Annotated in this window: 20 protein-coding genes; 9 read left to right on the forward strand and 11 right to left on the reverse strand. The window is 47.1% G+C overall.

Going from position 1 to position 23,459, the window contains the following annotated elements:
- Nucleotides 1–3: 3 nt before the first annotated feature.
- Nucleotides 4–555, reverse strand: coding sequence for a BON domain-containing protein (locus R7070_RS19785; protein ID WP_170893620.1), 552 nt, complete (start codon nt 553–555; stop codon nt 4–6).
- Between the two features lie 436 nt (nt 556–991).
- On the opposite strand from R7070_RS19785, the gene R7070_RS19790 reads away from it, so the two are divergent.
- Nucleotides 992–2,335: a sigma-54 interaction domain-containing protein gene (locus R7070_RS19790; RefSeq protein WP_005382945.1), complete on the forward strand. Its 1,344-nt coding sequence runs from the start codon at nt 992–994 to the stop codon at nt 2,333–2,335.
- 93 nt (nt 2,336–2,428) lie between these two features.
- On the opposite strand, the gene R7070_RS19795 is transcribed toward R7070_RS19790, so the two are convergent.
- From R7070_RS19795 to ftnA, 3 genes are all read right to left on the reverse strand, one after another.
- On the reverse strand, nt 2,429–3,622 hold the full coding sequence (locus tag R7070_RS19795; protein ID WP_005382944.1) for an NAD(P)/FAD-dependent oxidoreductase: 1,194 nt from the start codon (nt 3,620–3,622) through the stop codon (nt 2,429–2,431).
- Between the two features lie 179 nt (nt 3,623–3,801).
- Nucleotides 3,802–4,125 carry a universal stress protein UspB gene (gene uspB, locus R7070_RS19800; RefSeq protein ID WP_005379169.1) on the reverse strand — a complete coding sequence of 108 codons (324 nt, stop codon included), beginning with the start codon at nt 4,123–4,125 and terminating at the stop codon, nt 3,802–3,804.
- A gap of 91 nt (nt 4,126–4,216) precedes the next feature.
- Entirely contained in the window at nt 4,217–4,744 is a 528-nt protein-coding gene (gene ftnA, locus R7070_RS19805) for a non-heme ferritin (protein WP_005379167.1), read from the reverse strand.
- A 282-nt stretch (nt 4,745–5,026) separates the two neighbouring features.
- On the opposite strand from ftnA, the gene uspA reads away from it, so the two are divergent.
- Both uspA and R7070_RS19815 read left to right on the forward strand, forming a co-directional pair.
- The gene (uspA, locus tag R7070_RS19810) at nt 5,027–5,452 is read left to right on the forward strand and encodes a universal stress protein UspA (protein ID WP_005379165.1); all 426 of its coding nucleotides are present in this window, start codon (nt 5,027–5,029) and stop codon (nt 5,450–5,452) included.
- A 64-nt stretch (nt 5,453–5,516) separates the two neighbouring features.
- Nucleotides 5,517–6,395, forward strand: a complete 879-nt coding sequence (locus R7070_RS19815; RefSeq protein WP_025768287.1) for a carboxylate/amino acid/amine transporter — start codon at nt 5,517–5,519, stop codon at nt 6,393–6,395.
- Between the two features lie 68 nt (nt 6,396–6,463).
- Here R7070_RS19815 and R7070_RS19820 read toward each other — a convergent pair whose 3' ends face one another.
- The 3 genes from R7070_RS19820 to R7070_RS19830 form a co-directional block, all read right to left on the reverse strand.
- Nucleotides 6,464–7,036 carry a hypothetical protein gene (locus R7070_RS19820; RefSeq protein WP_176311225.1) on the reverse strand — a complete coding sequence of 191 codons (573 nt, stop codon included), beginning with the start codon at nt 7,034–7,036 and terminating at the stop codon, nt 6,464–6,466.
- A 186-nt stretch (nt 7,037–7,222) separates the two neighbouring features.
- A complete protein-coding gene (locus tag R7070_RS19825) occupies nt 7,223–8,002 on the reverse strand; it encodes a class I SAM-dependent methyltransferase (RefSeq protein ID WP_005379162.1) in 780 nt (259 codons plus the stop codon).
- An 89-nt stretch (nt 8,003–8,091) separates the two neighbouring features.
- On the reverse strand, nt 8,092–11,217 hold the full coding sequence (locus tag R7070_RS19830; RefSeq protein ID WP_222716760.1) for an EAL domain-containing protein: 3,126 nt from the start codon (nt 11,215–11,217) through the stop codon (nt 8,092–8,094).
- A gap of 113 nt (nt 11,218–11,330) precedes the next feature.
- On the opposite strand from R7070_RS19830, the gene asnC reads away from it, so the two are divergent.
- The gene (asnC, locus tag R7070_RS19835) at nt 11,331–11,795 is read left to right on the forward strand and encodes a transcriptional regulator AsnC (RefSeq protein ID WP_005389595.1); all 465 of its coding nucleotides are present in this window, start codon (nt 11,331–11,333) and stop codon (nt 11,793–11,795) included.
- Nucleotides 11,796–11,861: 66 nt separating this feature from the next.
- Here asnC and prlC read toward each other — a convergent pair whose 3' ends face one another.
- On the reverse strand, nt 11,862–13,904 hold the full coding sequence (gene prlC / locus R7070_RS19840) for an oligopeptidase A (protein WP_017635033.1): 2,043 nt from the start codon (nt 13,902–13,904) through the stop codon (nt 11,862–11,864).
- A 399-nt stretch (nt 13,905–14,303) separates the two neighbouring features.
- Here prlC and R7070_RS19845 point away from each other — a divergent pair, with 399 nt between their 5' ends.
- Together R7070_RS19845 and gorA are read left to right on the forward strand one after the other, a co-directional pair.
- Entirely contained in the window at nt 14,304–15,143 is an 840-nt protein-coding gene (locus R7070_RS19845; RefSeq protein WP_005379158.1) for a 23S rRNA (adenine(2030)-N(6))-methyltransferase RlmJ, read from the forward strand.
- Between the two features lie 259 nt (nt 15,144–15,402).
- Nucleotides 15,403–16,758, forward strand: coding sequence for a glutathione-disulfide reductase (gene gorA, locus R7070_RS19850; RefSeq protein WP_054579538.1), 1,356 nt, complete (start codon nt 15,403–15,405; stop codon nt 16,756–16,758).
- Between the two features lie 81 nt (nt 16,759–16,839).
- Here the strand turns inward: gorA and R7070_RS19855 are convergent, their stop codons facing one another.
- On the reverse strand, nt 16,840–17,745 hold the full coding sequence (locus R7070_RS19855) for a LysR family transcriptional regulator (protein ID WP_318141280.1): 906 nt from the start codon (nt 17,743–17,745) through the stop codon (nt 16,840–16,842).
- A gap of 121 nt (nt 17,746–17,866) precedes the next feature.
- On the opposite strand from R7070_RS19855, the gene xapA reads away from it, so the two are divergent.
- On the forward strand, nt 17,867–18,691 hold the full coding sequence (xapA, locus tag R7070_RS19860) for a xanthosine phosphorylase (protein ID WP_054579537.1): 825 nt from the start codon (nt 17,867–17,869) through the stop codon (nt 18,689–18,691).
- A gap of 105 nt (nt 18,692–18,796) precedes the next feature.
- On the opposite strand, the gene R7070_RS19865 is transcribed toward xapA, so the two are convergent.
- Entirely contained in the window at nt 18,797–19,408 is a 612-nt protein-coding gene (locus R7070_RS19865) for a bifunctional 4-hydroxy-2-oxoglutarate aldolase/2-dehydro-3-deoxy-phosphogluconate aldolase (RefSeq protein WP_005394384.1), read from the reverse strand.
- 9 nt (nt 19,409–19,417) lie between these two features.
- Complete coding sequence (locus R7070_RS19870; RefSeq protein WP_012841240.1) at nt 19,418–20,794, reverse strand: GntP family permease; 1,377 nt, start codon at nt 20,792–20,794, stop codon at nt 19,418–19,420.
- 153 nt (nt 20,795–20,947) lie between these two features.
- On the opposite strand from R7070_RS19870, the gene R7070_RS19875 reads away from it, so the two are divergent.
- Nucleotides 20,948–21,472 carry a gluconokinase gene (locus tag R7070_RS19875; protein WP_033905875.1) on the forward strand — a complete coding sequence of 175 codons (525 nt, stop codon included), beginning with the start codon at nt 20,948–20,950 and terminating at the stop codon, nt 21,470–21,472.
- Nucleotides 21,472–23,268, forward strand: coding sequence for a phosphogluconate dehydratase (gene edd, locus R7070_RS19880; RefSeq protein WP_033905870.1), 1,797 nt, complete (start codon nt 21,472–21,474; stop codon nt 23,266–23,268). The genes R7070_RS19875 and edd overlap by 1 nt, the downstream gene beginning before the upstream one ends.
- Nucleotides 23,269–23,459 lie beyond the last annotated feature (191 nt).

Raw genomic sequence — 23,459 nt, forward strand, 5'->3', positions numbered from 1 at the left:
CTATTATTGAACCACTTCTAGCTTATCAACCACCTTATTTACGTCATTGGTGTTATTTGCAATTGAAATTGCAAGATCATGCTCCGCATCTGAATTAACTTTACCTGCCAATGTTACCGTTTTGCGTTCTGTCGTTACATCAATATCCGTACCACTCACATTGGTATCCATTAGTAGGCGCGTTTTAACTATAGTCGTGATTTTAGAATCGGTCAGTGTAGCTAAAGCTTCTGAATCAGTTTCTTTCTTGCCTTCATTCACTACTGACAATTCGTTGTTTACTTTTTTCACACCATCAAGACCAGTAACAAGCTCTTCGGCAAGTGATTTTTCAAGATCATTGTTTACCGAACCAGAAAGGGTAACGACCTGATTCTCAACATCGGTATTGATATCAAAAGAGTTGAGATTGCTGTTTAGCAGTAGTGTGGTTTCAGCTTTACCATCTAGCCAAGCGTCCATGGATTCTTTTTCCCATTTATCACTCGCTAAGACTGCTGTAGATGAAGTAGCAAGAACTGACGTAAGTACAATTTTAGCTGCGATGTTATTCATGGTAATTCTCCTTTATTGACGTTGCACTTCCCTGGGAGCAAACCATGTGCCAACTTTATAACTCATTGTTTTTAAGTGACTAATAAAGGAAAGAGGTAAAAATGAGATGAGCAATAAAGTATAAGCATGAATTATTTACACGTAAAAAATGTAATTTTTAATCGGTGATAAAGCCTCCGTCACTTGTGCCTAAATAACCTGATAAAACAGAAAGGCTATTTCCCCAGAATCAATTAATAGCAAACTTATTATTTTAAAAATAAAAATCTGAACAAAAGGAAATATCTACTGATGGCTCTCACCGATATATATCAAAAAGGGGCTAACAACATAAAAATACCGAACAAATCCTTAAATCTATGCTGACAATATTTTGTCTTGTGAAGTGAGAATAATCCACGTACATTGTTTCTGTCATAGTAAAGAGGACATTTCTATGTCGATGCCAAGCCTGTTTCTAAGAATACAAGATCCATCACTTAAAAATGCCATCGCTTCTTGCCAGGAACTGAACAAATTTCGTCTGCATGACATCGATGCCGCAGACCAATGGATTGAAGATTTTCTACAACTCAAACCGGAAGTTGCGATTGTTGAAGTCGCCCACTTTACTAGTGCAGATTATCAACGTCTTTCTAATATCGAAGACATCTACGATATGGACTTGATCATCATTAGCTCAGGCGCTCCAAACGAGAACTTGGATAAGCTGATGAACTTGGGTGCTATTTTTCACTACAGAAAGCCCGTTGATATTGCCATTCTGACGGACACCCTGAGCGAAGTCAGCCAATACTATCAACACAAACAAGATCAAGGGCGTAAAGTGTCCACCAGCGATCTTGACCAATTTGGTCTTTTGGTCGGCTCTTCCTCTCCGATGCATCAGCTCTATCGTATGATCAGGCGCGTTGCTAAAACAGAAGCCAACGTCCTTATTGTCGGTGAAAGTGGATCAGGCAAAGAACTGGTGGCGCAGACCATCCACTTAGCGAGTGAGCGTAAACAACAGCCCTTTATAGCGATTAACTGTGGTGCCATTAGCCCTGAATTAGTTGATAGCGAACTGTTTGGCCATGAGAAAGGCGCTTTTACCGGAGCAAATAAAACTCACCAAGGTGTATTTAAGCAGGCAGAGGGCGGCACCCTATTTTTAGATGAAATCACCGAGATGCCTATCGAGCATCAAGTGAAGCTATTGCGGGTGCTAGAAACCGGAGAGTATCGCCCAGTTGGCAGTAATACAGTTCATATCGCTAATACTCGCATCATTGCTGCTACAAACCGTGATCCTAAAATCGCCATTGAGGAGCAGTTCCTGCGTGAAGATCTGTTTTTCCGGTTATCGCATTTCCCATTAACGATACCGCCACTGCGAGAACGAGGCGGTGATATCGTCGGTCTGGCCAAGCACTTTATTGCACACCGCAACGCCAATGAGGCAAAAACCAAAACGATTCTTGACTCTGCGATCCAAAAAATCGCTGCACACGACTGGCCAGGTAATGTCCGTGAGCTCAAACACACGATCGAGCGTGCATTTATTTTGGCTGATGACACCATCCGAGATGAACACCTTATCTTCGACACACCACCATTGGAAACAGGCACCAGCATCGAAGACCTTGTTCCGGCGGGCGTTTCGCTAGAAGAGCTAGAAAAAGCCGCCATTCTCAATACCCTTGAAGAGAATCAAGGTAATAAAACGGAATCAGCGCAGGAGTTAGGCATTAGCGTGAAAACGCTCTATAACAAACTCGAAAAGTATCAAGACGAGTAACTCGCTATGGGAATACAAAAAGAGCACTGACTTTTATTCAGTGCTCTTTTTGTATCTTATCTTTTATGCAGTTAGGCTGCGTTTGGTGTTTGATTAAACCCACTGCCCAGCAACAAAACCGCTCGACCAGCACCACTGAAAATTGTAGCCCCCTAGCCAACCAGTCACATCCATCACTTCACCAATAAAATAAAGCCCTTTAATGTCTTTGCATTCCATGGTTTTCGAGGATAAGTGATCAGTATCGACACCGCCGAGTGTCACTTCCGCAGTTCGGTAGCCTTCAGTGCCATTCGGGGCGATATCCCAATGCTCTAGACGCTCCACAATCGCCGCAAGCTCCTTTTGATTGAACTGTTTTAGCGGTTTATCGACTAGCTCTTTACGTTCAATTAAGACTTCAACCAGACGCTTAGGCAGCACTTTGGCAAGCGTATTCTTGAGTGACTGATTTGGATGCTTCTCACGACTGCGTTCTAATAACTCAGCAACATCATCGTTTGGCACAAGATTGATCAACACCTTTTGTCCGGCCCGCCAGAATGAAGAAATCTGTAACACTGCTGGACCAGATAACCCACGATGTGTGAACAACAGGGCTTCTTTGAACATGGTGCCATCTTCAGCCGTAATTTCCGCAGGTACCGCGATACCAGATAACTCAGCAAAGTCTTCTTTGTCTTCTTTATGCAGAGTAAATGGTACAAGCCCTGCCGTGGTTGGGATAACTCGAAGACCAAATTGTTCCGCGACTTTATAACCAAATGGTGTCGCTCCCAGTTTTGGCATCGACAAGCCACCTGTTGCGATAACTAAAGACTCACATTCGACAATCTCAGTACCAGCATGCAAACGAAAGCCTTCATCAATTTTTTCAATCGAATGAACATCGCATTGGTAACGCTGCTCGATGTTCGGCATGTCACACTCAGCTAACAACATCTTCACGATATCTTTGGCCGTAAATGCATCGACACAAAACAACTGGCCGTGATCACGCTCTTCGAACTCAATGCCATGTTTACACACCATCGAGATGAAATCCCAGTTAGTGTATTGGGAGAGCGCCGACTTAACAAAGTGCGGGTTTTGACACAAATAGTGATTAGCTGAAACGTCGTAGTTAGTGAAGTTACAACGACCACCGCCCGAGATAAGGATTTTACGTCCTGGCTTTTTAGCATGATCGAGCACCAAAACACGGCGGCCTCGCTTGCCTGCTTCTGCAGCACACATTAAACCTGCTGCGCCTGCGCCAATTACAACAACATCAAATTTCTTACTCATCGGTAGCTCTTAGACTGATTGGTATCGAATCAAAATAAAAAAGGATGTGCACATTGCACATCCTTGCTTTCTAGGCGCGACATTCTACCGACAAATACCGAAAGGGAAAAGCGCTTAAACTCTAAGCGCTCTGTATGTCCGCAAAATCTCAGACAGAACAACTTCTGGATTATTGACTCTTAGAGAATGAAGGCCGCAAGTAGCGTCACGCCGAGCAACGCGGTCGATAGAACAAACAATTCACGCACTCTTTCACACTTACCAGTAAAAATTTCATCGTGGTGATGATGATATTCTTTACTTTTAATGTAGTGATACAACCTCACCTGCTTGGTGACATTTCCATGAGTGGTAAAAAAACCATTACCATCAACTTGCTGATATAACAGCGGATGCGCTTCACGCATGATATAAATTAGAGAACGAAGAGCGGTGAGATACCGGACCATATTAACTCCAGTTACCACCATTAGCGCAAATAAGATTGTGTCTCCACTGATCATCTTTTCCTCCCTACATCTTCAACAATGCTCAAGAGAAAAAGACGATCAACACTTCGTCTTTACCCGCTACTTACAACGTCCCAAAACGCGTTTACGCAGCTGGAGCATCCATGATTGAAGATGAACCTTCTTTCGCCATTTGTGCTAGATCTTTGTCAATGAAGAACAACGCTTTACCGTCTTCACCTACCAGTTCGATCTTATCTAAAATCCCTTTAAACAACTTCTCTTCTTCGTGCTGTTCTGACACGTACCACTGTAGGAAGTTAAACGTTGAGTAGTCTTGGCTAGTAAATGCAACGTGCGCCAGTTTGTTGATTTTTTCCGTGATCATTTGCTCATGTTCAAATGTCTCGCGGAAAACGTCACCTAGGCTCGCAAAGTCATGCTTTGGCGCATCAATAGCGCCTAAGATTGGCATTGAGCCAGTTTCACTCACGTAAGTGAATAGGCGTTGCATGTGCTCCATTTCTTCTACGGCGTGAGCGCGTAAAAATTCAGCCGCACCTTCAAAACCTTTGTCTTCACACCAAGCACTCATTTGTAAGTATAGATTGGATGAGAAAAATTCTAGGTTAATTTGCTCATTCAATTGTTCGACCATAGTTTGAGACAGCATGTTAACTCCTATTATTGTGCATGCAATATACCCAAGTAACCTCGAAATAAATGACGCTGCGAGAATAGCTTGGTCTGGCAGACACGGCGAAGTTTCACTTCAACTCTAGTCAGTAACACTACGCTTATTTCAGCATATCAAAGTCACTTGGGTATAACGCCACTATAACATGATTACTGAGACAAGACTTTGTACCTACGGCACCGATATGAGATCACTTCAGCAAATTTTTTTTGGGGTTGGTGCTAATCTAAAACTATGACCTTACAAGGAGATAGCAATATGAGTTACAAACACATACTTGTGGCAGTCGACCTTTCAGACGACAGTAAAGTGTTGATTAAGAAAGCCGTATCACTGGCTAAACCTCTGGATGCGAAAGTCTCTTTTATTCACATCGACGTGAACTACGCAGAACTCTACACCGGGCTTATCGATATCAATATGGCAGAAGCGCAACATCAAGCAATGGAAGCATCGCGCACACAATTGGCAAACTTCGCTGAATATGCGCAATACCCAATTGCCCATACTTTAGTCGGTAGTGGCGATTTGAGTAATGAGCTGTGCGATACCATTCAAGATTACAGTATTGATTTGGTGGTTTGTGGTCATCACCAAGATTTCTGGAGCAAGATTCTATCTTCGACTCGACAGCTGATTAACTGCTCACCAGTCGATATGCTGGTCGTACCGCTAAAAGACTGATTGGCGCAGCGATAAAACTTGGTTAGACTGCGGGCACATTTGTTGTTGATAAAGATTCTCATCCATGGCTTATCTATCCGCAGTTACCCTACTTTGGGCATTCTCATTTAGCCTGATCGGCGTTTACCTCGCCGGTCAGGTTGATTCTTGGTTCTCGGTGTTCATGCGCGTGGCACTGGCGAGCCTGGTTTTCATTCCCTTTTTGAAATTCCGTGGCGTTAGCAAATCCCTAATCGCGAAACTGATGACCGTCGGTGGCTTCCAGCTCGGCTTGATGTATTGCTTCTACTACCAATCTTTTTTGCTCCTTTCCGTGCCAGAAGTATTGCTGTTCACCGTATTCACACCCATTTACGTCACGCTAATCTATGACTTCTTGAAAGGTCGCTTTTCACCTTGGTACTTAGTTACCGCTGCAATAGCCGTATTTGGTGCCGCCTGGATTAAATTTGCAGGCATTAATGAAGATTTCCTACTGGGCTTTTTGGTCGTACAAGGAGCAAACCTCTGCTTTGCCATCGGTCAGGTGGGCTACAAATATATCATGGAGAGTGAACCCGTCGATTTGCCACAACACACCGTGTTTGGCTACTTCTACTTAGGTGCACTTTGTGTAGCAACCGTGGCTTTCGCGCTCATGGGTAACCTCGACAAACTACCCACCACTACAACGCAATGGGGCATTCTGACATACCTTGGGTTGATTGCTTCTGGTTTTGGTTACTTTGCTTGGAACAAAGGCGCGACTATGGTGAACGCAGGCGCACTGGCAGTAATGAACAATGCATTGGTTCCGGCGGGCTTGATTGTAAACATTGTGATTTGGAACCGCGATGTTGATGTCATGCGACTCGCCATTGGCGGTGCGATCATCATGCTATCCCTATGGATTAACGAAACCTGGGTGAAAAAGCGCGTAGAGATGAGTTACGCCAATAAGTAACGCAGCTAATCCTATAAACATTTCGACAATAAAAAACGCTCTCCGACTGGAGAGCGTTTTTTGTTTGATTAATGCACTTTGGCTTGTGAGATTGCGCTCATCAAAGCATTAGGTGGCGTTGGCAGCAACACTTCTAGTTTCGCATTGCGCGCTTCAAGCTTGCGCTGACGCTTAAGTAACTTTTGTTGTTTTTTCGCCACTTTTAGCAACTTCTTTTGCTGCTTATAGTGCTTTTTCAGTGCTTTTTTCGCTTTCTTGAGCGATTTTTTATCCGCTAAATCAAACCATACTGGTGCGTCGGCTCTTACTGGCTCCGGAGATTTTTCGGCTTGTTTTTTCTCTTTCACACGCTCAACAACACGCTTCACAATCGCGGCTTTTTCGTTGCTTTGTTTCGTGGTCACTGGAATCGCTTGTGATGGCAGAGCTTCAACCAATAAGCCACATGCTTGTTGCTCACTCAATGGCTTGTCTTGGCATTTTTGTGGAGGAATTGCGGCTGGCTTACAAAGGGTATCTTTGGCCGATGAAGAGCGTGCGCAAGAACCACAAACGAATTTTGGTGCGACAACTAAACGATGGATATCACCAAGTTCTGCCGCGATCTGTTTGCGACTCATTTTACATAAACGTTTAGCCATTCTACTACTCCAGCTTCCCAGTTATCGACCGCATCACAACAAGTGAAATAATAATAATTCTTAGTTAGATATACAGTCAGGGAAGGGAATTAGCAAGAGAAAACTATCAATAGAGACGAGGAAAGAGAGGCTGAGTCACAGCACGACACACCGTACTGTGACAAGAAAAGTTGAGCCGTCAGGAAGTTATGCCATCGATGCTTTAACATAGACATCGAAGCGATTTTTTTTCGTTTCAATCGCCATGGTCGGTTTTTTCTCGTTCAGCCAGTTAGCATAATCTGGGCGTTTAACTACTACACGCTTTGTGGCTAACGCCATGGCTGGTTCTAGTAGGCCATCGGCGTCCAAATCAGCGCCAACCAACGATTGGAAAACGCGCATTTCTTTTTTCACGAGCGCCGACTTCTTTTTATTTTCTGGGTGCGGATACATCGGGTCAAGATACACCACATCTGGCTGGACAAAGTCTTTATCTTGCGCCAATTGTTCCAGCGCATCATGGCTAGAGGCATGGATTAGCGACATGCGCTCAGATACCCAGGTGCCGATTTCTGGGTCTTGTTTCGCTCGATCCAAGCCATCATCTAACAAAGCCGCTACGACTGGATGACGCTCGACCATCTGCACTTTACAACCTAGCGAGGCGAGCACAAACGCATCACGACCAAGACCTGCCGTGCCGTCTAACACGGTTGGCGTTGCCCCTTTGTTCAACCCCGCCGCTTTCGCAATTGCTTGGCCTTTACCACCACCGAACTTGCGACGATGACCTACCGCACCACCAATCAAATCCACAAAGATTGCACCCAGCTTTGGCTCATCCACTTTACGTAGCTCCAAACGCTCGGTGGTTAGCACCAAAGCAAAATCGCTATCGTCAGTGTGTGAAAGCTGCCAACGCGCAGCGAGTTCATCAAGATGAGATTGTTGAGACGGGTTTTCACAGATCAATTGCAGTTGCAAAAGGAGGCTCCAATAAAAATCGAGGTAACTGGCGCTGAGTGTATACCTAAGTTACCTATTAATGCTAGGTTGAGCTTGCTACGCAAAGGTTATACAGCCGTCAGTTGCTCCACTAGCTCAGAAAGCGGCTTAGGATGGCCAATACCGTAGCCTTGGCCGTAGTCCACACCGAGGTCTATCAAATGCTGCATGACCTGGTCATTTTCGACAAACTCCGCCACCGTCACTTTGCCGAGCTGTTTCGCCAAGTCATTGATGGAACGAACCATCACGCGGTCCATTTCATTTACGTTGATATCTTGCACGAAAAGACCATCAATTTTCACGATATCGACAGGAAGTTTCTTTAAGTAACCAAATGAAGACAATCCAGATCCGAAATCATCCAATGCAATCATGCAACCCAAAGCCTTTAGCTTGGTAAACAGCTCAATGGCTTGATCCAGATTACTCATCGCTGCTGTCTCGGTGATTTCTAAGCAGATTTTTTCACACGGCAGAGTCGAACTTTCCAATCGATCCAATAAGAAATCAATAAACTCTTGATTCCCCATAGATTGACCTGAAAGGTTTATCGAACAGCGACCAAGCTGTTCAACCACCTCAGGACGCTGTTCAAACCACTCTAGCGTTTGAGTAATAACCTGCTTATCAATCCAATGGGCAATGTTGTAGCGCTCGGAAGCAGGGATAAACAGCGCAGGAGAAACATAATCACCGTACCCATTGCGAATACGCACCAAAATCTCAAAATACATTTGAGTCTCGTGCTTTTGTAAGCTTTTTATCGGTTGAGCAAACAGTTCTAAACGTTGATTCGACAATGCCTCATGCACCAAATTGACGCTCTGCATTTCCATCTGACGACGCTGCAACTCTTCGTTATCTAAGCTGAATAGATTATAGCGGTTACGGCCTTGCTCTTTAGCGGCGTGACAAGCAGAGTCTGCTTGAGCGTGCACCATTTGTGGCGTATCAGCGGTATGATCGATGATACGGATACCAATTGAGCAACTGATGAACAGGCGTGTGTCTTCCCAAATAAAGAGGTGTTCGCTTAGTGTCGAGATGATCAGTTTGGCAATATTGATGGCGCCATATTCGTCACAGTCTTTGAGTAACACCGCAAACTCATCGCCTCCCATTCGAGCCAAGATGGAATTGTACGGCAGAACGCCTTCCAGCATACTTGCGCAGAATTGAATCGCCGCATCACCTGCATCATGCCCAACCGTATCATTGAGGACTTTTAGTTGATCTAAGTCGAGGTACAACATGGCGTGGACTCTACGATGGCTGTCCACTTCGCACAGTGCGGTCTTAAGCTCTAGTTCAAAGTGGTTTCTGTTGTAAGTCCCCGTCAGTAAGTCATAGCGAGCTTGGTATTCCAATTTCTCGGAAAGCAGTTTGGTTTCGGTAATATCTTCGCCCACAATCAGCAGTTGCTCAGATTCACTCAGCGGACGAATATTCTCGCGCACCCAAACACGATGACCATTTGCATGACGATACTCGACTTCACGTCGCCAAACACCATGCACTTGCTGGTTGGGTTGCAATAACACTTGGCGAGGGAACAGCACTTTGTCATCAAAATAGAACTCCCTCAGGCGATGTCCGAGCATGTCCATCGGTTTGTAGCCAAGAAGTAGTTGAGCAAATCGATTCACTTCTTGAATTCGGTTATTACTATCAAGCGTCACCATCATCACGGGCTGCTGCTCGTAATAGTTGCGTAGGGTTGACTCACGTTGGTAGAGCTTGTCCTCCATCAATTTACGACTGGTAATATCGCGCGCTTCAAACAAGTATTGCTTATGGTTCCCTACTTGCTGAGAAAAAGGCTTGAGCGAAACTTCTAATACCAAGGCGCCGTGTTCTTTACTCCAAATTTCAGCTTCAAACGTCGACACTTGATGGTGAGGCGCATGGAAATACTCCTCTAGCAGCGCTTGGGCTTTCTCACTCCAGTTGGGATGAAACCAAAGTGGTCGGTCTAAACGCAGTCCTCGGTGATAAAGTAAGGATTGAAGGTGATCGTTGCCCGATTTAAGCACACCGTTGGCATCCAAAATGCCCATATACTGCATGCTCTGATCGAAAATCGATTCTAGAATAGCCTGGCTTTCTCGCGCAGCGCTCTCACTTCGACGCATCCGCTGTAAATAATAACCCATCAGCAAAATGACCACCGACATCACCACAAACAGACTACCAAACAGGCGAATTTCCTTGGCAAAACGTTCAGAAAGCTTCATTGGCTTATTAAAAAATACCGCAGAAACCTCTTGTTCAGCCCCCAATCCCCAACGCGCTACCGCTTGGTAATCGAGCTTTATTTCAGAATCACTTTTTTTCACGGCAGGCAGAGGCTGATCAGGATTATCCAAAACGAACTCAAGCATCTCTGCGCTCTCAATACCATGCCGATAACCACTTTGAATAACCCCTCCAACTGCGCCATGACCCAAACCAATGTCATGCACCATAAACAGCGGCGCGTTTGAGACTTTGTTGACACCAACCCAGTCACGCTCGCTGCCAACCATACCTTGTTTATCTCGGTAATAGGTCCAGAACAAGACGACTTTATCGGAACTCAGTTTTGCGACTTGTTGTTTTAGATCGATGATGCTGTCTGGGACAAGTTGTACGATTTTGTCTCGATATTGCGGGAACTTGAGGACAAAATTGTCGATTTGATAACGCAACACCTCACCGGTCACCGAGTGGTCACTGACGATGAGAACTTGTGTGTAGTTCGGATGTAAGCGCTCAATAAGAGCGAGATTCGCTTCCAAATCGACATCTTCCATGACTCCGGTTGCATTCAGAGAACGATGTAAAGAAGGATGGTAGTTATTAATGCCGTTAAATATAACTGGGGTGTCTTTGATGATTGGGGCTAAACGCTGCATGAGTTCAAGCGCATTGTTATCGCTCACTAAAATGGCATCGAATCGCTCTTTGCGTAATTTCGTAAGATATAAGGATTTTAGTTGTGCAAAAAACTGCTCACTCTGGTTACGTTTCGAGTCTAGATAGAGCACACGCATGTCCAGCGCTCGATCGCCCAGCTGTTGCTCGATGCCTCGCTGTATGGAGTCCGTCCAGAAAAAACCCTGATGATAGGAGTGCACGACCAACACCTTCGGATCTGAGGCCGTAGCAAACGCGCTCCAACATAGCGCGGCAATAACCAGAAAACGCTGCACATTATCTCCATAGCTCGGAGTTAACCCGCAGTTACTCCTGCCAAACCTTGTGAATCCTATCCGCTATGAGTATAAAAGGGAGGTAAAACTCTATCCCTAACGGAAATCATAGTATGAATGCGAGCCTGCCGAAACTCGACGACCTTGACCGCGCAATATTAAAAACACTGATGGCTGACGCCAGAACGCCCTACGCAGAAATGGCAAAGCAGTTCGATGTCAGCCCTGCCACTATCCATGTGCGTATCGAGAAGATGAAGTCGGCGGACATCATCGAAGGAACGGAGGTGATCATCAATACTAAAAAGCTTGGCTACGATGTGTGCTGCTTTATTGGTATTAACCTCAATGCAGCTCGTGATTACCACTCCGCGTTAGAAAAACTCAACGCGCTCGACGAAGTCGTTGAAGCTTACTACACCACGGGCGCGTATAACATATTCGTCAAATTGATGTGCAAATCGATTGAAGAGCTGCAATTTGTACTGATCGACAAGCTGCAAGCCATTGATGAGGTTCAGTCCACGGAGACATTGATATCGTTGCAGAACCCGATCAACCGAAACGTAAATCCGTAAAATTTTTTATAAAAAATGTACAAAAAAGGCCAACCGTTCGGTTGGCCTTGATGTTTTTTGCTCAATTTACGCCGCAATACCCGAATGGCGCAACAGTGCATCGATTTGTGGCTCGCGGCCACGGAAGCGCTTAAACAGCTCCATTGGCTCTTCACTGCCCCCCATTTCTAGGATGTTGTTCAGGAAGCTTAGGCCCGTCTCTTTGTTGAAAATGCCTTCTTCTTCAAAGCGAGAATACGCGTCTGACGACAGCACTTCAGCCCATAGGTAGCTGTAGTAACCCGCACTGTAGCCACCGGCAAAAATATGGCCGAAGCTGTGTGAAAAACGCGCCCACTCAACCGCAGGAACTACCGCGACTTTCTCTTTCACTTTCGCCAGAGTTTCCAGTACACGCGCACCCACTTCTGGGTCATATTCGGTGTGAAGCGTGAAATCGAACAAGCCGAATTCTAGCTGACGCAAAATACCCATCGCAGATTGGAAGTTTTTCGCTGCGAGCATTTTGTCTAGCATCGCTTTCGGTAGCGGCTCACCTGTCTCATAGTGACCAGAAATGAACGCCAACGCATCCTCTTCCCAACACCAGTTTTCTAGGAACTGACTTGGTAGCTCAACCGCATCCCAAGGCACGCCATTAATACCTGAAACAGCACCTGTATCAACTTGCGTCAACATGTGGTGGATTCCATGACCAAATTCATGGAATAGCGTCACGACTTCATCGTGCGTGAACAGTGCTGGTTTGTCGCCCACTGGACGGTTGAAGTTACACGTTAGATACGCAACCGGCGTTTGCAGCTCGCCAGATAGCGTAACGCGACGGCCACGACAATCATCCATCCACGCGCCGCCACGTTTGTGTTCACGAGCGTAGAGATCTAGGTAGAAACTGCCACGGAGTGTGCCTTCAGCATCAAAGATATCGAAAAAGCGCACGGACTCATGCCAAGTGTCTACGCCTTCGCGCTCAGTAACGGTCATGCCAAACACGCGGTTTAGCACTTCAAACAGACCGCTCACGACTTTTGACTCTGGGAAGTATGGGCGCAGTTCTTCATCCGAAATTTGGAACAGGTGCTGCTTTTGTTTCTCGCTGTAGTAAGCGATATCCCAAACGTTCAGCTCTTCAACACCAAACTCACTTTTCGCAAACTGACGTAACTCTTCGACTTCACGTTCACCTTGCGGTTTCGCTCGTGTCGCTAGGTCATTCAGGAAGCCCAGCACTTGATCCGGCGTTTCAGCCATCTTTGTTGCTAACGACTTTTCACTGTAAGTATTGAAACCTAGCATACGTGAAATTTCATGGCGCAGTTTTAGCTGCTCAGTAATGATTTCTGAGTTATCCCATTTGCCTGCGTTTGGACCTCGATCAGAAGCGCGCGTCACGTACGCTTCGTACACTTCTTTACGCAACTCTTGGTTATCGCAGTACGTCATGACAGGTAGGTAAGATGGGATATCTAGCGTAATTAGGTAACCATCTAACTCTTTTGCTTCTGCGGCAGCTTTCGCTGCTGCCAGCGCCGATTCTGGCATACCTGCTAGGTCTTTCTCGTCTGTGATGTGCTTGGTCCAACCCATGGTGGCATCCAGCACATTGTTAGAGAATTTAGAGCTCAGCTCAGACATACGTTTGCTGATCTCGCCGTAACGGTGCTGCTCATCGGATGGCAAACCAATGCCTGATAACTCGAAATCACGCAGTGCATCAGTGATGGTTTTCTGCTGGGCACGAGTTAACGTTGCAAATTCTTCGCTCGCTTTGATGGTTTTGTACGCTTCGTACAACCCTTTGTGCTGACCAACCCAAGTGCCGTACTCTGACAAAATTGGTAGGCAACTTTCGTAAGCTTCACGTAGCTCTTCGCTGTTCACTACCGAGTTCATGTGACCCACTGGCGACCAGATGCGGCTTAAGCGATCATCCGCTTCTTCAATTGGCGCAATCACACTGTCCCAAGTTGGGTGAGCGTTGTCTTGTAGAACTTCATCGATTTTTGCTCGGCAGTCAGCAATCGCTTGCTCAACGGCAGGCTTGATGTGTTCTGGTTTAATTTGAGAAAACGGAGGTAGGTCCGTAAACGTCAGAAGAGGATTAGACATGAATAATTCCTTTTGTGTTTTGACTCTGTGATTGCCTGTCTATTTTGTGTAGATAGGCCAACTCAATGTACAGACGAGCCAGCAACATGGATTGGGGGAGCTCCGTTCCCTTTCTCTATGCCGCGATGACCATCATATAGTCAACCAGCGCTACTCTGTCCTTGAGTCTTGTTATACCTAAATGAAATTTCACACCCTTTTGAGTGCGAGAAACTCACCTAGTTCAATTCGATTACCAATAGTAAGTGTGGGTGACTTAAAGAAATTTCAATAGCGTCCCCTTATCAGAGGAACAGATTTGATTGGAAGTTCTACATCTTTAAGTTACTTGAGTATAATACCGCCATAGAGTGAAAATCACAGACCACACTCAGCCAAAGAGTGTTTCGAGAGTTTAATTTGTTAAGTTACCGCCACAGCTTCCACGCTGGCAACCATGCCGACGTGGTCAAACACATCGTTCAAAGCCTCATTCTTGATGCGCTGAAACAAAAAGATAAGCCATTCGTTTATCACGATACCCACTCGGGTGTGGGCCGTTACGATCTGACTCACGAATGGTCTGAAAAAACGGGCGAATACAAACAAGGCATCGCACGTATTTGGGATAACCCAAGCATTCCTGAAGACATCAAAAGCTACATCGATGCCATTAAAGTGCTCAACAACGGCGAGAAGCTGCGTTACTACCCAGGCTCACCACGTGTAGCGCGCGCGCAAATCCGCCCACAAGATCGCATGGTGCTGACCGAGTTGCACCCGGCCGATCACCCATTGTTAGAGCAAGAATTCCATCGTGATCGCCAAGTGAGCATCTTCAAAGAGGACGGGTTCCAACGCCTCAAAGCAAGCTTACCGCCACAAGAACGTCGTGGTTTGGTGCTGATTGACCCACCATACGAACTCGCGAAAGAGTACCGCGATGTGGTGCGAGCGATTCATCAGAGCCATAAACGTTGGGCAACCGGTATCTACGCGATTTGGTACCCAGTGGTAAACCGTCACGACATCGAAGATATGATCGAAGGTTTGGAAGCACTCGGTATTCGTAAAATTCTGCAAATCGAGTTAGGTGTTGCACCAGATACCAACGAGCGCGGCATGACGGCATCCGGCATGATTGTGATTAACCCGCCATGGAAACTGGAAAGCCAGATGAAAGAGATTCTGCCATTCCTGCAAGACGCGATCGCACCAGCAACTGGCCACTGGAAAGTGGACTGGATTGTGCCAGAGTAAGCACTTCAGTACCGATACCTTCAAGCGCAACGATATTCTCGTTGCGCTTTTTTATGCTCTCACCTTCTCCCTCCAGTCGTGCTTATTCTTCTTTTTGTGCCTCTCATCGCTATTTGTCATAAGTATTGTCGCTTTTTCCCATTTAGGAATTAGTCGAATTCGATTTATGATAGTGGGATAACGGTGGCATTGAGTTCGGACAAGGTCATCCCAATCTATCTATGTACCAGATAAAATTTATAAGCTCTTGGAGAAAGTAATGGCGACTCATTTTGACTATATCTGTATCGGTGGCGGCAGTGGCGGCATCGCATCTGCAAACCGTGCGGCGATGTACGGCGCGAAAGTTGCGCTAATCGAAGCTCAAGACCTTGGCGGTACCTGTGTCAACGTAGGTTGTGTACCGAAAAAAGTGATGTGGCATGGCGCGCAAATCGCAGAAGCAATGAACCTGTACGCAGAAGATTACGGTTTTGATGTCGACGTGAAAGGTTTCAACTGGAGCAAACTGGTTGAGAGCCGTCAGGCGTACATTGGTCGTATTCACCAATCTTACGATCGCGTTCTTGGCAACAATAAAGTAAACGTGATTAAAGGCTTTGCTAAGTTTGTTGACGAAAAAACTGTCGAAGTAAACGGTGAACACTACACAGCAGATCACATCCTGATCGCGGTTGGTGGTCGTCCTACTATTCCAAACATTCCAGGCGCTGAATACGGCATCGATTCAAACGGCTTCTTCGACCTAGCAGAGCAACCAAAACGCGTTGCGGTTGTGGGCGCAGGCTACATCGCAGTTGAAATTGCTGGCGTACTGCATGCGCTAGGTACAGAAACGCACCTGTTCGTACGTAAAGAGTCACCACTACGTAGCTTCGATCCAATGATCATCGATACGTTGGTTGAAGTGATGGACGCAGAAGGTCCAAAACTGCACACCCACTCTGTACCAAAAGAAGTGGTAAAAGAAGCCGATGGCAGCCTAACTCTGCACCTAGAAAACGGTGAAAGCCAAAACGTTGACCAACTGATTTGGGCAATCGGTCGTCACCCAGCGACAGACGCAATCAACCTAGCGTCAACCGGCGTGGCAACGAACGAAAAAGGCTACATCAAGGTAGACGAATACCAAGAAACTAACGTGAAAGGCATCTACTGTGTGGGTGACATCATGGAAGGCGGTATCGAACTAACACCAGTAGCAGTGAAAGCGGGTCGTCAACTTTCTGAGCGTTTGTTCAACAACAAACCAAACGCGAAGATGGACTACGATTTAGTACCAACTGTGGTATTTAGCCACCCACCAATCGGCACTATCGGTCTAACAACGCAAGAAGCAGAAGAGAAGTACGGCAAAGACAACATCAAAGTCTACACATCTGGCTTTACTGCGATGTACACCGCTGTTACTAAGCACCGTCAACCATGTAAGATGAAGCTTGTATGTGCGGGCGAAGAAGAAACGGTTGTTGGCCTACACGGCATCGGTTTCACGGTAGATGAAATGATCCAAGGCTTCGGCGTAGCAATGAAGATGGGCGCAACCAAAGCAGACTTCGACTCTGTTGTGGCTATCCACCCAACGGGCTCTGAAGAGTTCGTAACGATGCGTTAATTACGCGCTAATCGCATTGCTGATTTCAGCGAATCATTTGAAAAGGTCACCTTAGGGTGACCTTTTTTTGTTAGCCCATGCTTAACTCGCGCTCTCCAATAACGTGCGAATAAACTCGGCTTTGATAGCACTCTCCTGCTTACCGTCATGAATCAGACACAAGTCTGCACGCAGTGACTCTTTCAGCTTGATAAAACGAATCCCATGCCAATGATGCTGAGAAAACGTCGACGGCACCAACGTCACGGTATTGCTGTTTGCCACATACGCCATCAAGGTGCTTGGCTCCACCACTTGTTTGCCAATATGGGGTGAAAAGCCTTCTTGCAGACAGGCATTAATGATGAAGTTTGCCGAGGCAGAATTCGCCAAACTCATAAACGCAAACTCACACGTCTTTAAATCTTGGAGTCGCAGCAAAGATTTGCTGGCTAACTCATGTTGCTCCGACACCGCCACCACAAACACATCTTTGCCCAAAGACACCGACTGATACGGATAAATGTTGAGTGCATCGGCAAAACGCACAATGCCCACATCGATTTTCTTCTCGCTCAGGTGCTTCTTTTGCGTCTCTGGGTTAAGGTCAAAAATGTCGGCGTGATAAGTGTCATGCTCAGCATGGAAGCGCTGTAACAGACGATCAAATCCGCCCCAAAATGCGCTACTTACCACACCAACTCGCAAGATGTTTCTCTGGTTCAAACCCACTTGCTGCACTTGATTGAGCGAGACATCTAAGGTCTGAAAAATCAGTTGGCATTTGGACTCCAACAATCGCCCGGCCTCCGTTAGCATGACGTTTCTTGAATCACGCTCAAACAGTTTGACGTTAAGCACCTCTTCCAACTCTTTGATGCGATTGCTCAACGGCGAATTGGTGATATTAAGGTTCTCGGCGGCCTTAGTGAAATGCTTGGTTTGTGCGACCTCGTAAAAGTAACGCAGCATCTTCAGCGTCACGCGCTCAAATGGTTCTGACTTCATGCATTGAGTCCTAGCAAATTTCATCATCCTCTTTTTAAGGATGATAGTAGAGAATAAAGCAAAGATAACCAGCGCAGAAAGTCACACAATGGAATCAACACACAACCAGAAGGTGACTAACATGAATCACGATCCAGTAATCGGCGCGCTACAAACCATTCGCGAACGCAAACCAAACTTCCAACCTAAAGCGGCGTTTATTTTAGGCTCTGGCTTAGGCGTATTGGCAGACGAGCTACAAGACAAAGTGGTCATTCCATACGAAGAGCTCGAAGGCTTTCCGGTTAGCACCGTGCAAGGCCACTCTGGTGAGTTGGTACTTGGCACCATGGGCGGCGTAGACGTAGTGTGCATGAAAGGTCGCGGTCACTACTACGAACACGGCTCAATGAAGGTCATGACCACGCCCGTACGCACCTTTAAAAAGCTGGGCTGTGAGTTTCTGCTCGTCACCAACGCGGCAGGCTCACTTCGCCCTGAACGCATCGACGTCGGTTCTCTGGTGGTATTTCATGACCACATCAATACCATGCCTGAATCGCCAATGATCGGTCCGAATGATGAAGAGTACGGCCCGAGGTTCTTCAGCCTCGCCAATGCGTACGACAAAGCCCTGCGCGCAGAAGCGTTTGAAGTCGGCAAAGCCAATGGCATTCACCTCAATGAAGGCGTGTTTGTCTCTTACACAGGCCCCAACTTTGAGACCGCAGCCGAAATCCGCATGATGCAAATCATCGGTGGTGATGTAGTGGGCATGTCGGTCGTGCCAGAAGTGATTTCTGCGGCGCATTGCGGCTTACCCGTATTGGCAGTGTGTGCGATCACCAACATGGCAGAAGGCTTGGGAGATGTAGAATTGTCTCACGCCCAAACATTGAAGTGCGCGAAGCTAGCCGAAGCAGATTTCATTCGCTTTATTAAGCGCTTTATGAAGCATCACTTCTAAAGCCGTTTCATTCCAAAAAGCAAAAGGGTCATCAAGTAACTTGATGACCCTTTTTCGTATCACGTTTTCTAACGTTCGGGGGTATTTCGGAGCCGTTTGTGCGTTTTACTTAACTGCGCGCACCAATTCAGCAATGCCTTCCCAATCGCCGTTGTCCATCATTGCGGTTGGCACCATCCAAGTACCGCCACAAGCCACAACCGATTTCAGCGCTAGGTAATCTTCCACGTTGGATGGGCTTACGCCACCTGTCGGCATGAATTCCACAGGGTAAACCGCCGTCAGTGCTTTCAGCATGTTTACGCCGCCTGATGGCTCAGCAGGGAAGAACTTCAACGTACGCAGACCCATTTCCATCGCTTGCTCAACCAAGCTTGGGTTGTTTACACCCGGTACGATAGTCACACCACGTTGCTGACAGTATTTCACTGTGGTTGGGTTGAAGCCTGGGCTAACGATAAAGTCCACGCCCGCTTCGATTGCGATATCCACTTGTTCTGTGGTCAGAACGGTGCCCGCGCCAATCAACAGTTCTGGGTACGCTTCACGCATGATGCGAATCGACTCCGCCGCCGCTTCGGTGCGGAATGTCACTTCCGCACATGGTAAACCGTTTTCTACCAACACTTTTGCCAGTGGCAGAGCGTGTGCTACGTCGTTGATTGCGATAACTGGGACGATTTTGATTTCTCTTAATCGTTGTTCAAGTGTTGTCATGGGGAACCTCTAAAGAATAAAGCTTAATGTTGCGACGATAATAAACGCGATACCGCCAAGTAACGTTTCCATTACCGTCCAAGTTTTTAATGTGGTTTTCTCATCCATCTCAAGCAGACGAGATACCAACCAGAAACCAGAGTCATTGAAGTGAGACAGTACCGTTGCACCACCCGCAATCGCGATTACGATAAAGCAAAGGTCGAGTTCACTCAAACCTGTTGATGCTGCCACTACTGGCGCGATAAGAGCCGCCGTAGTGGTTAGCGCTACGGTTGCCGAGCCTTGAGCAACACGCAGACAAGTTGAAATCACAAACGCCGCCACAATCACAGGCATACCTGTGTCTGTAAGAACGTCAGCCAGTGCATCACCAATACCGCTTGAGCGCAGTACGCCGCCAAACATGCCACCTGCACCCGTTACTAGGATAACACCACAGATAGGAGCCAATGACTCACCACATAATTTTTCTAGTTTTGCCATGCCGTAGTCTTTGGCAAACACAGCCAGACAGACAATCAAAGTGATCAGCAACGCAACTGGGGTTTTACCTAGCATACGTAGGAACTCAACCAGTGCCGTTTTACCATCAATCACACCCGCAACCGCCAGTGTGTTCAATACCGTATCCAAACAGATTAGCAGGACTGGCAGCACAAGGATGGTCATAACCGTGCCAAATTTTGGTGCGTTGCGCTCATCCACCATCGCTTCGCCATTAAAGAAGGCTTTAGATAGTGGGATATCGAATTTTTTGCCCGCGTACAAACCAAATAGGTAAGCGCCAAGGTACCAAGTTGGAATAGCTACCAGAATACCCACCACCAATAACAGACCGATGTTTGCGCCAAGGAATTCGGCCGCTGCAACCGGACCTGGATGTGGTGGAACAAACGCGTGCATAACCGCAAAAGCACCAGCTGCAGGCAACGCGTATTTAATTGGTGAGCCACCAAAACGAGCCGCCACACTGAGGATGATTGGCATCATCACTACAAGGCCAGCATCGAAGAAGATTGGGAAGCCAAACAGTAATGAAGCGACGCCCAAAGCAAATGGTGCGCGCTCTTTACCAAAGCGACCAATCAAAGTGTCTGCCAGCACTTTCGCACCGCCAGTCACTTCAAGAATTTTACCGATCATCGCACCAAGACCAACCAGCAATGCTACGGAAGCCAGTGTGCCGCCGAAGCCGCCCATCATGGTCGATACGACTTTCTCAGAAGGAACGCCAGTGGCGATTGCTGTGCCTAAACTCACCATAGTAAGGGAAGCAAAAGCATGGACTTTCAGTTTAATGATCAGAACGAGTAACGCTGCAATGGCAAGGCCTGCAATCGTCAGTAGGAACGTAGGATCTGGGGCTTGGGTTAATTGCTCCATAGGTTCACCTTTAAGAATTATTGTTTGTGTTATGGTTCACATTTATTTCAGTTACCGGTAACATGTTACCGATAACATGAATAAGATAAACCCATATTTTAAAGTGAATTCAAAAATTGAGATCACGCGCAAATTTGGTTATGAGGATAAGTTATGGCTGGTAGTAGTGTCATCGTTATGGGCGTTTGTGCTAGTGGTAAAAGCACAATTGGTGAGCATCTAGCGAAAAAGCTAGGGCGTAAATTCATTGATGGTGATGATCTTCATCCACGAGCGAACATTCAGAAAATGGCATCGGGCCAGCCTCTGAACGATGATGATCGCAAGCCATGGCTAGAACGCATTCGTGATGCGGCGTACAGCCTAGAAAGCAAAAACGAACACGGCATTATTGTCTGTTCAGCACTGAAAAAGATTTACCGCGATCAGATCCGCGAAGGCAACGACAACGTGACCTTCCTGTTCCTTGATGGCGATAGGGAGTTGATCCTTAATCGCATGCGTATGCGCAAAGGCCACTTCATGAAAGAAAACATGGTGAAGAGCCAATTCGAGACACTAGAGCGCCCAGACAACGAGCCTCAAACTCTGATCGTCAGTATCGACGGAGACATCAGCGACGTGGTGGAACGCTCTGCTACTGAGCTAATCAAAATGCAAGCGATCGAGGTGGCGTAATGACTCACTCTGTTGTTATTGAGGTCACACAACGCTTGACCGAGCGCAGCCGCGAAGCGCGCGCTGCCTTTCTTGCTCGCACCGAAGTGCAAGCCGAAGCTGGCAAAGGCCGTGTTGGTTTATCTTGTGGTAACTTAGCCCATGCAGTCGCCGCTTCTTGCTCTTCTGAAAAGAAAAATATTCTCGATTTTACTCATGCCAATCTCGCGCTGATCAGCGCCTACAACGACATGTTGAGCGCCCACCAGCCGTACCAAGACTATCCAGCGCAAATCAAACAAGTACTGGCGGACTACGGCCATACAGCGCAAGTCGCAGGTTGTGTGCCAGCGATGTGCGATGGGGTGACTCAAGGTCAAGCAGGCATGGATATGTCGCTGTTTTCGCGTGACTTAATTGCGCAATCAACGGCGTTGTCTTTGAGCCACAATGTCTTTGATGCCACATTACTGCTTGGCATCTGTGACAAAATCGCCCCGGGGCAACTGATGGGCGCGCTGTCTTACGCGCACCTACCGACTGCGTTTGTACCAGCGGGTCTGATGGCAACAGGCATCAGCAACGAAGAGAAAGTCGACGTGCGCCAAAAATACGCAGCGGGTGAAGTCGGCAAAGACGCTCTGCTGGATATGGAGTGTCGCGCTTACCACTCTGCGGGGACGTGTACGTTTTACGGCACAGCCAACACCAACCAGTTGGTGTTCGAAGCCATGGGCTTGATGCTGCCAGGTTCGGCATTCATCCATCCCCATACCCAACTGCGTAAAGCGTTAACCGATCACGCGGCTCTGAAAATCGCCTCAATGACGGCGGGTTCTGCACACTTCCGTCCGTTGGCAGAAGTGGTCACAGAAAAGAGCTTGGTCAACGGCATCATCGCTCTACTCGCATCTGGCGGCAGTACCAATCACACCATTCATATGATCGCCGTGGCGCGTGCTGCTGGCATCTTGCTCACGTGGCAAGACATCAGCGATCTGTCGGATGTGGTTCCTTTGTTAGCTCGCGTTTACCCGAACGGCCCAGCCGATATGAACGCGTTCCAAGACGCGGGGGGCGTGCCCGCGTTATTGCACCGCTTGAACCAATCCGAGCTTTTGCATCGCGATGTGAAACCCGTGTTTGGTGAATTTGAAGACCAAATGACGCTGCCGAGCCTTGTCGATGGCCAACTGACTTGGACACCGTGCCAAGGCAGCCAAGACGGTGACGTGATCGCCAAACCAGACGCCACTTTCCAAAACACCGGCGGCACTCGCGTACTTCACGGTAACTTGGGCAAAGCCGTGGTGAAAGTGTCTGCGGTGAAAGAAGAGCAACGCGTGATTGTGGCACCTGCGATCGTATTCCAATGCCAACACGAAGTGGAGGCCGCGTACAAACGTGGCGAGCTGAACAAAGACTGCATCGTTGTGGTCACACACAACGGCCCAGCGGCAAATGGCATGCCTGAACTGCACAAGCTGATGCCAATTTTAGGGAACGTGCAAAAAGCGGGCTTTAAAGTCGCGCTAGTGACGGACGGTCGTTTATCTGGTGCATCCGGTAAAATTCCGTCTGCGATTCACGTTTCTCCAGAAGCCATTCGTGGTGGCGCGATTGGTTTGGTGCGCAACGGTGATTTGATTCGCCTTGATTGCCAAACGGGCGAACTGAACAACTTAAGCGACACCACTGGTCGCGAGTTGATTCATTTCGATACCGAATCGACCCAACAAACTTGGGGACGAGGCTTGTTTAGCGTGATCCGCCAAAACGTATCGAGTGCAGAAGAAGGCGCAAGCTTTATTGTTTAAGGCGAGAAGAAAGACCTCGTCATTCCGACGAGCCTAGGCGAGATCAGGAATCTACTATCAACGTGTTGTGAAGCTAGAGAAAACTCCTCTGCCACTGCACTTTTTGTTGGTAGATTCTGAATCACGCTCGTCCCTCGCTGTTCAGAATGACGAGCTTTGGGATTAGCCTCAGTTCTTTCTAAAAAACGAAT

The sequence above is a fragment of the Vibrio sp. 1557 genome, assembly GCF_033340175.1.
Lineage (GTDB): Bacteria > Pseudomonadota > Gammaproteobacteria > Enterobacterales > Vibrionaceae > Vibrio > Vibrio alginolyticus.